Source organism: Atopobiaceae bacterium, from assembly GCA_022483015.1.
Taxonomy (GTDB): Bacteria; Actinomycetota; Coriobacteriia; order Coriobacteriales; family Atopobiaceae; genus JALCUE01.
This window is the reverse complement of record JAKVOB010000001.1, coordinates 1054276-1068841: the sequence shown is the minus strand read 5'-3', so window position 1 is coordinate 1068841 and position 14566 is coordinate 1054276. Positions and strand designations below refer to the sequence as shown.

General features: G+C 67.4%; 11 protein-coding genes. 9 read left to right on the top strand and 2 right to left on the bottom strand.

Annotated features, from left to right (window positions below):
- Window positions 1–43: 43 nt before the first annotated feature.
- The gene (locus tag LKE50_04675; GenBank protein MCH3967904.1) at window positions 44–4009 is read right to left on the bottom strand and encodes a PAS domain-containing protein; all 3966 of its coding nucleotides are present in this window, start codon (window positions 4007–4009) and stop codon (window positions 44–46) included.
- A gap of 134 nt (window positions 4010–4143) precedes the next feature.
- Between LKE50_04675 and LKE50_04670 the strand changes: the two genes are divergently transcribed.
- Window positions 4144–4941 (top strand): MBL fold metallo-hydrolase, encoded by a 798-nt coding sequence (locus LKE50_04670; protein MCH3967903.1) that lies wholly within the window; start codon window positions 4144–4146, stop codon window positions 4939–4941.
- A 332-nt stretch (window positions 4942–5273) separates the two neighbouring features.
- On the opposite strand, the gene trxA is transcribed toward LKE50_04670, so the two are convergent.
- Window positions 5274–5591 carry a thioredoxin gene (trxA, locus tag LKE50_04665; protein MCH3967902.1) on the bottom strand — a complete coding sequence of 106 codons (318 nt, stop codon included), beginning with the start codon at window positions 5589–5591 and terminating at the stop codon, window positions 5274–5276.
- A gap of 177 nt (window positions 5592–5768) precedes the next feature.
- On the opposite strand from trxA, the gene LKE50_04660 reads away from it, so the two are divergent.
- The 8 genes from LKE50_04660 (at window position 5769) to LKE50_04625 (ending at window position 14480) form a co-directional block, all read left to right on the top strand.
- The gene (locus LKE50_04660; GenBank protein ID MCH3967901.1) at window positions 5769–6125 is read left to right on the top strand and encodes a helix-turn-helix transcriptional regulator; all 357 of its coding nucleotides are present in this window, start codon (window positions 5769–5771) and stop codon (window positions 6123–6125) included.
- 109 nt (window positions 6126–6234) lie between these two features.
- Entirely contained in the window at window positions 6235–7104 is an 870-nt protein-coding gene (locus LKE50_04655) for a methylenetetrahydrofolate reductase (GenBank protein ID MCH3967900.1), read from the top strand.
- 5 nt (window positions 7105–7109) lie between these two features.
- Window positions 7110–7808: a hypothetical protein gene (locus LKE50_04650; GenBank protein MCH3967899.1), complete on the top strand. Its 699-nt coding sequence runs from the start codon at window positions 7110–7112 to the stop codon at window positions 7806–7808.
- Complete coding sequence (locus tag LKE50_04645) at window positions 7801–10290, top strand: homocysteine S-methyltransferase family protein (protein MCH3967898.1); 2490 nt, start codon at window positions 7801–7803, stop codon at window positions 10288–10290. The genes LKE50_04650 and LKE50_04645 overlap by 8 nt, the downstream gene beginning before the upstream one ends.
- On the top strand, window positions 10287–11162 hold the full coding sequence (locus LKE50_04640; GenBank protein ID MCH3967897.1) for an energy-coupling factor transporter transmembrane protein EcfT: 876 nt from the start codon (window positions 10287–10289) through the stop codon (window positions 11160–11162). The genes LKE50_04645 and LKE50_04640 overlap by 4 nt, the downstream gene beginning before the upstream one ends.
- Entirely contained in the window at window positions 11150–12616 is a 1467-nt protein-coding gene (locus LKE50_04635; protein MCH3967896.1) for an ATP-binding cassette domain-containing protein, read from the top strand. Before LKE50_04640 ends, LKE50_04635 begins: the two co-directional genes overlap by 13 nt.
- Window positions 12609–13397 carry an ECF transporter S component gene (locus LKE50_04630; protein ID MCH3967895.1) on the top strand — a complete coding sequence of 263 codons (789 nt, stop codon included), beginning with the start codon at window positions 12609–12611 and terminating at the stop codon, window positions 13395–13397. The genes LKE50_04635 and LKE50_04630 overlap by 8 nt, the downstream gene beginning before the upstream one ends.
- Window positions 13398–13526: 129 nt before the next feature.
- A complete protein-coding gene (locus LKE50_04625) occupies window positions 13527–14480 on the top strand; it encodes a phosphatase PAP2 family protein (GenBank protein MCH3967894.1) in 954 nt (317 codons plus the stop codon).
- Window positions 14481–14566 lie beyond the last annotated feature (86 nt).

Genomic DNA, 14566 nt, shown 5'->3' with positions numbered 1-14566 from the left:
CGCACCACCCGACATACCCCGGACCTCGCCGAACCCAGCCGTCTCATTCGGTCGGATGACGATGCCCCATCTGCGCGACGATGACTCCCGCAAGCTGGCGGGGATCGACCGGCTTCGCAAGATGAGCGTCCATTCCCGCAGCCAAGCTAGCCTGTCGGTCCTCCTCGAAGGCGTTCGCGCTCATGGCAATGATGGGAACGGTCCCCGCGTCAGGATGGTCGCTCGCACGTATCGCCCTGGCAGCCTCGAGCCCATCCATCACCGGCATTCTGATGTCCATGAGGATGACGTCGTAGGTCCCCGGCTCGCTGGAACAGAAGCGGTCGACGCCCGCACGGCCATCCGCCTCGGCATCGACCAGACACCCCAGCTTCTGGAGCAGGCGGCTCGCGACCTCGGCGTTGATGCGGTTGTCCTCGCAGAGAAGCACGCGTGCGCCCGCAAGGTCAGGTGCCGACGTGGCAGCACCGTCCTTATCGGGGGTCTTGGCCTCGTGCAGGGGCACGGCCACGTCGCCCTCCTCGGAGGTGAGCCGATAGTGGTAGGGGAAGATGATCGTGAAGGTCGACCCCACCCCCAGCTCGCTTCTCACGGTGATGTCGCCCCCCATGGCGCGGGCGATCTTGCGGGCGAGCACGAGCCCCAGACCCGTCCCTTGGACGGACCCGGTGTAGACGTTGCGCTCCTGCGCGAACGGCGTGAAGATGCGCGTGAGGAACTCCTCCCCCATCCCGCACCCGTCATCGGCCACGACGATCTGGTCGACGGCCGTGGACTCACCTTGCGAGAGGTTCTTGAACCTCAGCGACACGTGCCCGCCCTCGGCCGTGAACTTGCAGGCGTTGTTGAGCAGGTTCATGAGCATGCGCTGCGTCTTGAGCACGTCGACGTAATACTGATAGCGGATGGGCTTGGTGAGGGTCGGGGCCTCGAAGGTGATGTGCTTGGCCTCCATGGCAGGCCGGACCATCTCGATGCAGGGGAGAAGCACCTCGGCAGGAGACGCCCAGGTACATGAGAGCTCGAAGGTCCCGCTCTCGATGCGGCTCATGTCGAGGATGTCGTTCAGGATGCTCAGGAGGTAGTCGCTCGACGACTTGATGTACTCGAGGTCATGGTGGACGGCCTCGGCGTCATCGGCCTCCTCGAGGGCGAGGTGCGTCATGCCGATGATGGCGTTCATGGGCGTGCGGATCTCGTGGCTCATGTTCGAGAGGAACTCACCCTTGGCACGGCTTGCCGTCTCGGCAGCCTCGAGCGCCTTCTGGAGTGCCCTGCGCTGCTCCTGCTCCTCCTCGTAGACGCTCGTGTAGTCACGCCGTGAGATGACGATGTCCTCATGGGTCGAGTCAAGGTACGACGCCCGGATGCGCTTGCGGCGCACATGGCCGGAGCCATCGGGACTGCGATAGGTGACCTCTGTGGATGGGCCCGCCGCCAGACCCTCGACCAGGCGGTCCTTGTCGAAGAAGCCGCACACCGCCTCGCGGTCACGCTCGTCCACGGAGGCGAGGCGGTCGGGGACCGTCATTCGGCCGAGGTCGAACGAGTCGCCCACGTTCCAGGCATACTCCCGCTCGGCATCCCGATAACGGAGCAGGTCGACCTTGTCCGATATCACCGAGAGGAGGACCACGTAGTCGGTCTCCTCGTCGATCACGCTCTCGGCGGCAAGCTCACGCTTGCGATCGAGGTCGATGTCACGCACGAAGGTATACGAGACGATGTCACCCGTATCGGCGTCAGGCTCTATGCGCGAGAAGGCGTGGAGCCAGTGCAGGCACCCATCGTTCTGGCGGCTGCGATAGATGACCTCATGCTCGTTGTTGTCCTCGCCCAGAGACTCGAGGTTGCCCGGGATGCTGAAGAACTTGATGACAGGGGCGAGGTCGTCGGTAGGAGGGACCCGTCCCAGGAGGGTCGTCCCCAGTTCCTTCCCGCCTGCCCCCAGCGGGAAGTCCTCATAGACGTCGCTCGCGGTCCGGTACTCCTCGAGCGAGTCGCGTGTGATGTTGAACTTGATGATGATGGCGCTGTCGCGCTCGAGGACCTTACGCCTGATCTGCTCCTGGTCGTACTTGTGCTGGAGGGCCTGGCTCGCGGCAGCCGTGGCCTCACGGGCCGACACGACCTCCGAGAAGTCCTCATAGACGCAGTAGACCACGAACGAGTCCCCCTCGCGCGAGATGACGTGCGCGTCGAGCCTGACCCACAGGTAACGCTCGCCGACGCAGAGGTTCCTGAACTCGGCGGAACCGTACTCGGCCCCCACCGCCAGACGGTCGACCAGCGCGGCCACCGCACCGAGGTCATCGGGGTGGATGCCGTCCATGAAGTCACCGCGCAGCTGCTCCACGTGCTGCTCTCGCGTGACCCCGAGCATGCGGTAGAAGCCATCGGTCATGTACACCTGGTGGGGCGTACGGTCCCTGATCTCGTAGATGCCCAGGCCCGTGGGGACCAGGTTCAGGAGCTCCCGCTGCCGCTCGTTCCTCTCGTACTCGCCCGTCTCGTCGGCCGCGTAGATGATGTAGGAGTCGACGCCGTTCCAGGTGAGGGACTTGGCGCGGATGGTGTAGTAGCGGTCGCCCTCGTAGAGCCTGTGGTACTCCGCGAAGGAGTCGGGCGAAAGCAGGTCGATCTCGTCGTTCGAGAGGAGCAGGTCGGGCTCGGGCACGACGTCGAGGAGGCACCTCCCCACCAGCTTCTCGTCGGGGCTGATGCCGTAGATCCTGCGCAGGTAGCCGTTGGCATAGAGGATGTGCCGCGTCGACCGCTCGCACACGAGCACGCCCACGGCAGCATCCTCGACGATGCTGCGATAGAGCGCCGCATCATCGGAGGGCTCCGTGAAGACGCTGCAGTAGACCGGGCAGCCGTCCTCCTGCTGGATCATCGATGCCGAGACCGAGACCCACTTGAGCGACCCATCGGACATGACGGCTCGATAGGTGAAGTCGACCGGAAGGCCCGCCCTCGCGAGGTCCTGCGCCTGGTCCAGGAGATGCGGGAGGTCAGGCCCGTAGACCGTCTGCCTGAACATGCCTCCCTGCTGCTCGAACGCGTCAAGCTCGTCGCGCGAGCGGTCGTACAGGTGCGCGAGCCCATCGCTGTAGTACTGGCACTCGAGTCGGTCTGCCGCGACCCTGACCACGGCGACGCCCCCGGGCATGTTCTTGATGATGGCCTGGTCGCGCCTCTGCTCGGACGCGAAGTGCTCCGCCTGCTGCCGTTCCTCCGTGACGTCGCTCACCACCGAGATGAGCAGATAGGTCTCGGACTCGTCCTGGGGCACGGCCATGAGCCGCCGGTTCATCCAGCGCGGCTCATGATCGGCCCCCCGGAAGCGGTACTCGAGGTCCTGGGGCTCGCCTGTGGCAAGCGAGCGGCGTATGGCCTCCCCGGTGCGGGAGAAGTCCTCAGGCGAGACGAACCCCTTGTCGTAGGGTCTCGGATCCTTGGCATAGGCATCGCCGTCCACACCGATCAGCTTGAAGAACGTGCTGTTGGCGTAGACCAGGCTCTCCCGGCCCTCATGGATGCGCATCACGGAGATGCTGCTGCCGATGTTCTCGGAGACGAGCCGCATCTGCTCGAGGTTCTCCTTCTGGGAGGTGATGTCCTCGAAGAAGCAGAGGTAGCGGGAAGACCCCTCGGCGCCGAGCGACGAGAGCGTGAGCCTGACCCAGCGGATGCCCCCGTCCTTGCGGACCACGCGATATTCGGCGTTCGTGACCTCGGCATCGGCGGCAGAGGTCTCCGAAGGTTGGGGGATCCTGGTGAAGTCATGCCCGAAGACCAGGGCGCGGTCGTTGTCACCTACCAGCCGCTCGTACTCCTCGGGGGTATAGCCGACGATGCGATAGTAGGCATCGTTGAGGTAGAGCGGCTGGCGCGTCCCGGCCTCGAAGATGGCCACCCCGCAGGGAGCAGCCGCGAGGAGGGCCTTCAACCTCTCGAGGCCGCTGCCTTCCGGGGAGGCATGGTCGTTGTCGCCCTGAGTACCCATCACGTCGCCTCGCCTCATGCATGGCGCTATATGCCAAGACGTTGCTAGTATACGGGGGAGATGGTCGGTAGATCCGCCGAACCGACGACCGCTCCGCCAACGGGGGACACGAATCGGGATAGGGTATCACCAGCATGTCGAAGGGAGACGGTACCATGCACGACGGCACCGGCACGGAGGACGGGATTCATACCGTCGAGAGGATCGCACCCGACACCTACCGCATCGACGAGGCAGGCGTCGTGAACTGCTACCTCCTGGTGGGCAGCGAGCGGTCGCTTCTCGTCGACACGTGCCTGGGCATGGGCGACCTGGGCGCAGTGGTCAGGCGCATCACTCCCACACCGCTCGACGTGGTGCTCACGCACATGCACGGGGACCATGCGGGCGGCATCGGGTGGTTCGAGCGCTACCACGTGCACGAGGCCGACTGCACACCGGTCTACAAGCTGCTGGGCTCGTCGTTCGTCGCAAAGGCGATGATTCCCAAGGGTGTGGAGGTCCCCAGGAAGCCATTCCGGCCCGAGCGTGTCCCGATCGAGGACGGCTTCTCGTTCGACCTCGGGGACCGGACGGTCCGCGCCGTGAGCGTGCCGGGGCATACCCGCGGCTCGATCGCACTCGTCGACGACGGTCGAAGGCTCATGTTCACGGGCGACGACATCAACCCGTCGCTCTGGCTCCACCTACCCGGAAGCGTCACGCTCGAGGAATGGCTCCCGGGAGGACGTAGGCTCATCGGGCTCTCTGCCGACCACGCCTGCTGGTACGGACACGGCAGCGGCCGGCAGACCACCGAACAGATGCAGGCGACCTACGACCTGGTCATGCGGCTCACGAAGCTCGAGGACACCCTCGTGCCCCATCGGCGGTGCCTTCCCGACAAGGCCACCTTCCCGCAGGTCCGCTACGACACCGCCCGGATCAGATAGGGCGTCCGGCACGGTGCAGAGGATGCGGAGGCGCGCACCGAGAGGCAGGGGGGATAACGCTCGCTGATGACCGCACGATGCACGTGCGTGCGTTTCCGCGCAGGCTAATCTGAGGCGAGAAGAACGTGCGTGCTTCTCACCCGCGGTGATATAAGACAGGCTTACAAGGGCCCTGCACGTTTCGTCGATTCCGCGCTGATTTGTACCGAATCTGGCGCGGAATCGACGAAACGTGCGCGAGAACGGCTGCGTCTATCGCCCGGCGAACGACAAGCGCGCCACGGAGGGACAGCCCCCATGGCGCGCCCGCAGACCTCACTACCTGATTGCCCTCAGAGGAGGGCCTTGATCTTCTGCTCGAGGCGACCCTTGGGCATACCGCCCACGGCACTGTCGACGACCTTGCCGTCCTTGATGAAGAAGAAGGACGGGATGCTCATGACGTTGAACCGCTGGGCCAGGGCCTGCTGCTCGTCGGAGTTGACCTTGCCGACCTTGACCTTGCCGTCATAGGCATCGGCAAGCTCGGCGACGACCGGTCCCATGGCGCGGCAGGGGCCGCACCACTCCGCGTAGAAGTCGATGACGACCGGAATGTCGCTCTTGAGGACCTCCTGCTCGAAGTTCTTCTCGGTGAACCTGTACTCCATGATGGCTCCTTCGTCTGGTGCGGCATGGCCGCGGGCTGCTGTGGACGTCTTCGGGCATGACCTGGCCTTTGCACGACCTTGGTGAGCTCGCCCCGTCCCCTTTTCCACCTCCAGTGTATGTGGTACGTTTTACTGAGCAAGTACGCAGTTCATACTTATGTGGTAAGGAGAACCTGAGTGAGCGGCACACGAGACATATCGCCCTGCCTGAAGAGTGCCGAGCCTGCCATCGCAGGACCCGGGTGCGCGCTGCGCCGCGTCCTCGACGCCGTGGGCGGCAAGTGGAAGATCCTCCTGATCTGCGCCTTGGACCAGGCGGACGAGCTACGCTACGGGGAGCTGCGGCGCATGGTCTACGGCATCACCAACACCATGCTCGCAAGCTCGCTCAAGGAGCTCGAGGCTGACGGGCTCGTGATGCGGCGCCAGTACGACGAGATGCCCGTGCGCGTGGAGTACAGCCTCACGCCCACGGCACGGAGCCTCGTCCCCATCCTCATGGAGCTGCGCGACTGGGGCGAGAGGAACCTCTAGGTCGCAGCCGTGCGGGCACCTGTGCCGCCCCGCTCTCCGCCCCATATCGCCTACACTGTCCCAAACAGCTGGTCCACCGTCGGCATGACCGATTCCGAGAGGTGCATCAATGAAGATCTCAGACATGCTCATACACAAGCAGACCTTCTCGTTCGAGATCTTCCCTCCCAAGGGGGAGCTGTCCGTCGACCAGGCCCTCGCCATCGCAGGCGAGCTCACCCGCGACCGGCCCGACTACGTCTCGGTGACCTTCTCGGCAGGGGGGTCGGGGTCGTCCGAGAACACCCCAGCCATCGCACGGCGCCTCCAGTCGGAGCTCGACCTCACGGCACTCGCCCACTTCACCTGCATGGGAGCCACCAGGGCGGATGTCGACGCCTATGCCGCCGAGCTCAGGCGCTCAGGGGTGGAGAACGTGCTGGCCCTGCGCGGCGACCATGTCCCGGGGCGGCCCCCAGTCGACTTCTCGCATGCCACCGACCTCATCGCCTACCTCAAGGCGACCGCTCCCGACCTCTGCGTGGGCGGAGCCTGCTATCCCGAGGGCCACGTCGAGTGCGAGGACTTCTCGCGCTCCATGGAGCACCTCAAGGCCAAGCAGGATGCCGGCGTCGACTTCCTCGTGAGCCAGCTCTTCTTCGACAACGAGTACTACTACCGCTTCAGGGAGGCCTGCGACAAGGCTCGCATCAAGGTCCCCGTGGTCTGCGGCATCATGCCGTTCACGAGCGTCAAGCAGATCCAGCGCATGGCGTTCACCTGCGGCGCCACCATCCCCTCGCGCGTCATCAAGCGCCTCGTGAGCGTGGGCGACGACACGGCCGCCATGCGCGAGGCCGGCATCGACTATGCCTGCGACCAGCTCTGCGACCTCGGCGAGAACGGTGTCGACGGCGTGCACGTCTACACCATGAACAAGCCCGAGGTGGCCCACGCCGCCCACGCGGCCCTCCTGGCCTCGGGCTACCTCAAGGCCTGAGCCGTTTGACCGAGCGCTTCGACATCGACTCGATAGACCGCGCCGAGGTCCTCCGCTACCTGGGTCACCATGGCCAGGAGCTGTCCGATGACCTCGACGATCGGCTTGACGCTGCCATGGCCGCCTGCCTCGCGCAGGCCCGTCCCTCGGGAGCCTGGCGCGTCTTCGACGTCGACGACGCTGCCTCCGTCCCGGGGCGCCTCTGCCTGGTCGGCACGACCCTCGGTCTCGAGGGGGCCGACATCGCCCACCACCTCGAGGGTGCCTGCGCCGTGGGCGTGATGGCCGTGACCCTCGGCGCTGGCGTGGACCAGGAGCTCAGGCGTCTCTCGCTCACCGATGCCCTGGGACAGGTCCTTCTCGACGCCTGCGCCACGACCCTGGTGGAGCGCGCCGCCGATGCCTGCGAGGCACGGCTCGTCGCCGAGGCGGACCGACGGGGGCTCTTCCTGAACGCCCGTTACAGCCCCGGCTACGGCGACCTCCCGCTCGACGCCCAGCGGCCCCTGCTCGCCTGCCTGGACGCGGGACGGGGCCTGGGCCTCACGCTCACGGCCTCGAGCCTGCTCGTGCCGACCAAGAGCGTGACCGCCGTCTGCGGCCTCTTCACGGCCCCGCGCACGCGGGAGCTGTGCCTGTGCGACAAGTGCCACTGCCATGACTTCTGCACCATCCGCCCCACCGGAAGGACCTGCCGTGGATAAGACCAGCTCGATCTCCATTCATGCCCCTGAGGGCCACCTTCGCCCCCGCCACGTCCGCACCCGGGACGAGCACCTGGCCCGCGTCCTGGCAGGAGAGGACTTCCTCCTCTTCGACGGCGCCATGGGAACGCAGCTCCAAGCTGCCGGCCTCGAGGCGGGGGCCCTGCCTGAGCTCCTGAACCTCACGCACCCCGAGGTGGTCACCAAGGTCCATGCCGCCTATGTCGCTGCCGGATCAGAGGTCGTGAGTGCCAACACCTTCGGCGCCAACGCGGCCAAGCTCGCCGGCGCCGCGACCGTGACAGAGATTTTCTCGGCGGCCGTCGCCTGCGCGCGCGCCGCGCACCCACGCTACGTGGCTGCCGACATCGGGCCCACGGGCTCGCTCCTGCGACCGTTGGGAACGATGTCCTTCGACGAGGCCTACGACCTCTTTGCCGAGCAGGCCCTCGCGGCCGATGCCGCCGGTGCCGACCTGTTCGCCATCGAGACCATGGCCGACCTGGCCGAGACCAAGGCTGCGGTGCTCGCCTGCAAGGAGAACTCCGACCTGCCCATCCTCTGCACGATGACCTTCGGCGAGGACGGCCGCACCTTCCTGGGCACCACGCCCGAGATCGCCGCCGTGACCCTGTCGGCCCTCGGCGTGGATGCGCTCGGCATCAACTGCTCGCTCGGCCCCGACGACGTGGCACCCCTGGTACGTCGCATGCTCCCCTGGGCGACCTGTCCCGTGATGGTCCAGGCCAACGCGGGGCTCCCGCACGTGGTCGACGGTGCCACGACCTATTCCGTTGGCATCAGCGACTACTGTGCCGCCGTGGCCGGCATGCTCGACGCCGGCGTCACCATCATCGGCGGCTGCTGCGGCACCACACCTGCCTACATCGCCGGCGAGAAGGACCTTCTCGCCGGCCGCACGCCAGCGCCACGAGCGCGCGCCGACGCCTTCACGGCGACGAGCGCGCAGGGGATGCTCGCCTTGGAGCCCGGCCAGGTGGGCGTCATCGGCGAGCGCATCAACCCCACCGGGAAGCGACGCCTCAAGGAGGCCCTGCGCTCGGGCGACCACGACTACATCATGGGCGAGGCGATCGCGCAGACCACGGCCGGCGCCCAGGCACTCGACGTGAACGCCGGCCTTCCCGAGCTCGACGAGCCTGCCTGCCTCGTGCAGCTGGTCGAGCAGGTCCAGGGCGTCACCGCCCTGCCCCTCCAGGTCGACTCGGCAGACCCGCTCGCCGTGGAGGCCGCCGTGAGGAGCTATCCCGGCAAGCCCATCATCAACTCGTGCAACGGTCGCGCGGAGAGCCTCGCCACCATCGTGCCCATCGCCCGCCACTACGGCTGCTGCCTCGTGGGCCTCACTCTGGACGAGACCGGCATCCCCGCGACCGCCGAGGGCCGCCTCGACGTGGCCCGACGCATCGTCTCGGCCACCGACGAGGCAGGCATCCCTCGCTCCGACGTGGCCATCGACTGCCTCACGATGGCCGTCTCGACCGACCAGCAGGCCGGCTGCGAGACCCTGCGGTCGATCGAGCTCGTGAAGCACGAGGTCGCCGGCGTGCGATGCGTGCTGGGCGTCTCGAACGTGAGCTTCGGCCTGCCCTTCCGCGAGCTCCTGAACGCGACCTTCCTCACGGCCGCCTTCCAGGCCGGTCTCGACCTCGCCATCATGAACCCCACCAACGAGCGCCTCATGGACGCGATCGCCTCATGGCGCGTGCTGAACGGCGAGGATGTGGGTGCCGGTCACTTCATCGAGGCCTATGCGGGGCGCACGGCCACCCGGACGTCGGCACGTACGACCACGGCCAGCGGCACAGGCGACGGGGGACCTGCCGCAGACCTGCCGCCCGAGGACCTCGCCCGTCGACTGGTGCTCGAGGGCAGGCGCGAGCCCATGGCCGGCGTCGTCGGCCGCCTGCTCGAGACCATGGATGCCATGCAGGTCATCGATGACGTGCTGATCCCGGCCCTGGACGAGGTGGGCGAGCGGTTCGAGAAGGGCACCTTCTTCCTCCCCCAGCTCATGGCCTCGGCCGAGGCGGCCAAGGCCGGCTTCTCGACCATCCGCGACCATGCCGGTGCGGAAGCCGCCCCCAGCAAGGGGGCCATCGCGCTCTGCACGGTCAAGGGAGACATCCATGACATCGGCAAGAACATCGTGCGCATGCTCCTCGAGAACTATGGCTACCAGGTCTACGACCTCGGGCGCGACGTGGAGCCCCAGACCTTCGTGGACTGCGTCGTGGCCCACGACATCCGCCTGGCCGGCCTCTCGGCGCTCATGACCACCACCGTGCCCGCCATGGCAGACACCATCGCCCTGCTCCGCGAGCAGGCACCCGCGTGCAAGGTCATGGTGGGCGGAGCCGTGCTCAACCCCGAGTACGCCAAGATGGTCGGGGCCGACTTCTACGCCAAGGACGCCGCGGAGTCCGCACGCATCGCCGGCGAGGTGCTGGGCCAGGCATGATCGCATCCGCCCGACATGCCCCCTTCGAGACGGCCCATGCGGTCGTGCCGCTCGTCTACCTTGTGGGCGAGCTCGCCTGCTCGATGCTCGCGCTCGAGCCGGTCTGTGCAGCCATCTCGCTGGCGGGAGCGATTGCCGCCTCGCTCGCCTTGCGCGGCAGCAAGGCCACGGCGCGCTCGCTCCGCCAGCTGCTGCCGTGGCTGCTGCTCGTCTGCCTCCTGAACCCGGCCTTCTCGACCCGTGGCTCGACCGTGCTCGCCTGGGTCTGGAATCATCCCATCTACCTCGAGAGCCTCGCCTACGGAGCCTGCATGGGGACGATGCTCGCGGCCGTGTTCCTCTGGGTGGGCGTCGGTGGGCGCATGCTCGCGCCCGACCGGCTCATGACCCTCTCGGGCCGCACGCTCCCCACCATCACCGTCATGGCCTCCATGACGGCTCGCCTCATACCGCAACTCCTGCGTCGCGGACGTCTGATGCGCTCGTGCGAGCTGGCCTGCTCAGGTACGGTCCCGACCAGCATGCGCGCTCGTGTGGCCGCCGGGGCACGGCGCACGACCACCCTCATGGCCTGGTCGCTCGAGGACTCCGTCGTGTGCGCCGACGTCATGCGCGCCCGCGGCTGGGAGTCGGGAGCGCTGCGCACGAGCTGGCAGCCGACCCGCTTCGGACGACGGGACCTTGCGGCCGTGGCGTGCCTCGCGGCCCTGGTCACGCTCGCGCTGCTGACCACCTGCACCCGCATGATGGGCTTCTCGTTCTATCCCATGATGGGCACCCTAGGCCCGTGGTGGTCCTACCTGCCGGCCACCCTGCTCGCGGGCCTGCCCACCGCCCTTGACCTCGGGGGGCGCATCCGTTGGAGTCGATAGCCCCCACCGAGGCCTCAGCTGCCACCGCACCGGCCCTCGCCTTCCACGACGTCTCGTTCTCCTATGCCGCCCAGGACGGTGAGGTCGCGCGCCCCATCCTCTCGCACCTCTCGCTGGACGTCGAGGAGGGATCCCTCACCCTCCTCACGGGCCCGACCGGATGCGGCAAGACGACGCTCCTCTCGCTGGCGAAGCCTGAGGTGGCGCCTGCGGGCACCTGCACGGGTGGCGTCTGCGTCATGGGGCATGACGTGCGCCGGCTCTCCCCCGTCGAGTCCGCCCGGCTCGTGGGCTATGTGTTCCAGGACCCCGACGCCCAGGTGGTCTGCGACACCGTCTGGCACGAGATGGCGTTCGGCCTCGAGAACCTGGGTGTGCCCGAGCCCGAGATGCATCGCCGCGTGGCCGAGACCTGCACCTTCCTGGGTATGGAGCCCTGGTTCAGGCAGAGCGTGGCGACGTTGTCGGGAGGTCAGCGGCAGGTCCTCGCACTCGCCGCGACCCTTGCGATGCAGCCCCGCCTGCTCCTTCTCGACGAGCCGACCTCCATGCTCGACCCCGTGGCCGAGCGAGACTTCCTGCACGCGCTCTTCCGTGTAAACCATGAGCTCGGGACCACCGTGGTCGTGGCCACGCACCGCCCTGCCCCCATGGTGGGCTACGCCACCGCGGCGCTTCGCATGGAAGATGGGCAGGTCTCGCCCGTCACCTCGCTCGACGGTCTCTCGACGGAGCCGGACCTCCTTTCCGGGACCCGCTGGGAGGGAGCCCCGGCCGCCACGTCGGACGAGAGGGACGCGGCTGCCGCGGGCATGGACGGCGTCTGGATGCGCTACCAGCGCGACGAAGGCTGGGTCCTCCGCGACTGCTCGCTCGCGGTCGCCTCAGGCAGCGTGCATGCCATCATAGGCGGCAACGGTAGTGGGAAGACCTCGCTGCTGCTGACGCTCGCGGGCGTGACACGTGTGTCTCGCGGACGTGTGACGAACCCGCTCGCCGTGTCGCAGGCGCTGCTCCCGCAGGACCCCAAGGTGCTCCTCGTCGGCGAGACGGTCGCAGACGTGGTCGACCCCATGCACGGGCACGACGGCCACGGACCGGACGAGGGGCGGCAGATGCTCGAGCGCATGGGACTGAGCGGCCTCGAGGACCGCAGTCCCTTCGACCTCTCGGCCGGCCAGCAGCAGCTGCTCGCCCTGGCACGCCTGCTCCTGCACCGCCCACGGCTGCTCCTGCTCGACGAGCCCACCAAGGGTCTCGACGACGCGGCGGCCTCGCTCGTCGCGCAGGTCATCTGCGAGCGGCGCGACGCCGGCTGCACCATCGTGCTCGCGACCCACGACCTCAGGCTGGCCCGACAGGTGTCCGACACCACGTCGCTGCTCTTCGACGGCGGCATAACGGCGACGCTGGCCACGGACGACTACTTCAGGAGGACCATCCTCAATGGTTAGTACCACTTCCACGGACGAGAAGAACACAGAGAGCCGCGAGACCACGGCGGTGGCAGCTCAGGCGTCCACACCCCCGACGGCCATCTCGCGCACCCTCGCGCGCCTCGAGGCACCCGCCCTCGTGGCGGTGCCCGTGGTCCTCGTGGCCTGCGCAGCAGCGGATGTCGAGGCCTCGGCAGCCCTGAGCCTCGGGGTGGTCGTGGTGGCACTCGGCCTCATGGCCGCCAGCTACGAGAGCTCGCGACCGACCATCCGACAGATCATGCCCACCGTGGTGCTCGCCGCCGTGGCCTGTGCGGGACGGCTCCTGTTCGCCGCCGTGCCCGACGTGAAGCCGCTCACGGCGATCTGCATCGTGGCCGGTGCCGTGCTGGGACGACGTAACGGCTTCATGGTGGGGGCTCTCGCGGCGCTGGCCTCGAACGCCTTCTTCGGACAGGGGTCCTGGACGCCTTGGCAGATGTACGCCTGGGGCCTCATCGGCTACCTCGCCGGCATGCTGCAGGACCGCGGCCTCCTCTCACGACGCGGCGTCATCTATGCCTTCGGGTTCTGCTCGTGCCTGCTCTATGGGCTCATCCTGAACGGATACTCCGTGGTGGGATGGGTGAGGCCCCTCACGCTCGAGGGAACGCTCGCGACCTTTGCCACGGCACTGCCCTGGGACCTGCTGCACGGCATCTCGACCGTGGGGTTCCTCGCGCTCATCTGGGCGCCCTGGCACCGCAGGATCGAGCATGTCGTGACCAAGTACGACCTCCATGGCACGCAGGCACGATAGGTCCGTTCTCGCCAGCAGGGGCTACCGTTCGACGGGAGGGGCCGCCTGCTCGGCCGTCGCCTCGACGAATCCGTTCCTCTCGTCCGACACGCACCCCTACAATGGGCGCAGACCGACGAGAGGAGCTTCATGGACATCGACTATCTGCTCATGCTGCAAGGGGTTCGTGAGGCAACCGGCGGTGTCTTTGACGCGGCCATCCAGACCTATTCCGACGTGGGACTCGTGGTCTTCGGCATCCTGGTCCCGCTCCTCGTGTTCTGGTGCATCGACACCGGCGGAGGCTGGCTGTCGCTCCTGAGCTACACCACGGGCAGCACCATCAACCAGCTCCTCAAGAACGTCTGCTGCGTGTATCGCCCCTGGATCAGGAGCTCCGAGCTCCACCCCGTCCAGTCCGCGCTCGCCAAGGCCACCGGATACTCGTTTCCCAGCGGGCACGTCAGCGGCACGAGCTCGGCCATAGCGGCGCTCGCCGTATGGTGGCGCAAGAAGAAGGCCGTGGTGGCAGCCTGCGTGGTCGTCATCGCCCTCATGATGTTCTCGCGCAACTGGCTGGGGGTCCACACGCCCCAGGACGTCCTCGTGGGGCTGCTGGTAGGCATCACGGCCGTCCTCGTCGTGCGCAAGGTGCTCGCGTGGGTCGACGACGGGGCAGGCCGCGACCTCACGGTCCTTCTCGTGGGATATGCGATCTGCGCGGCGATCCTGGTGTTCCTCAACGTCAAGTCGTACCCGATGGACTACGTCAACGGCGAGCTCCTGGTCGACCCCGCCAAGATGGTCAACGACTGCTACAGCAACGCCGGGCTGTTCATGGGGGTACTCGGCTCATGGTTCGTCGACCGTCGGCTCGTCCGCTACTCGTGCGAGGGCAGCGTGGCCGAACGGGTGGTCCGCGGCTTGGTGGGCAGCATCATCGTCATGGGAATCTACCTGGGTGCCCTGGACCCCATCGTCACGCTCATGGGCGCATGGGTCGGACGCTTCGTAGGTCACCTGCTCCTGTGCGTGGTCGGGCTCATCATCCTCCCGCTCCTGTTCACGAAGACGCACGAGGCGTGGGAGCGACACGCGGCGTAGGTCGGAAGACAGATGCCGGCATGAGAGCGGGCGGAGGCGGAGCCGCCCGGCCCCTCCCCCGCCCGCTCTCGGCCTGACGTACGGTG

What these genes read in the sequence shown, in the direction of transcription:
- LKE50_04640 (MCH3967897.1), top strand. Translation starts at nt 10,287, where the DNA reads ATGATCGCATCCGCCCGACATGCCCCCTTCGAGACGGCCCATGCGGTC.
- trxA (MCH3967902.1), bottom strand. Translation starts at nt 5,591, where the DNA reads ATGGAGTACAGGTTCACCGAGAAGAACTTCGAGCAGGAGGTCCTCAAG.
- LKE50_04670 (MCH3967903.1), top strand. Translation starts at nt 4,144, where the DNA reads ATGTCGAAGGGAGACGGTACCATGCACGACGGCACCGGCACGGAGGAC.
- LKE50_04655 (MCH3967900.1), top strand. Translation starts at nt 6,235, where the DNA reads ATGAAGATCTCAGACATGCTCATACACAAGCAGACCTTCTCGTTCGAG.
- LKE50_04675 (MCH3967904.1), bottom strand. Translation starts at nt 4,009, where the DNA reads ATGGGTACTCAGGGCGACAACGACCATGCCTCCCCGGAAGGCAGCGGC.
- LKE50_04630 (MCH3967895.1), top strand. Translation starts at nt 12,609, where the DNA reads ATGGTTAGTACCACTTCCACGGACGAGAAGAACACAGAGAGCCGCGAG.
- LKE50_04625 (MCH3967894.1), top strand. Translation starts at nt 13,527, where the DNA reads ATGGACATCGACTATCTGCTCATGCTGCAAGGGGTTCGTGAGGCAACC.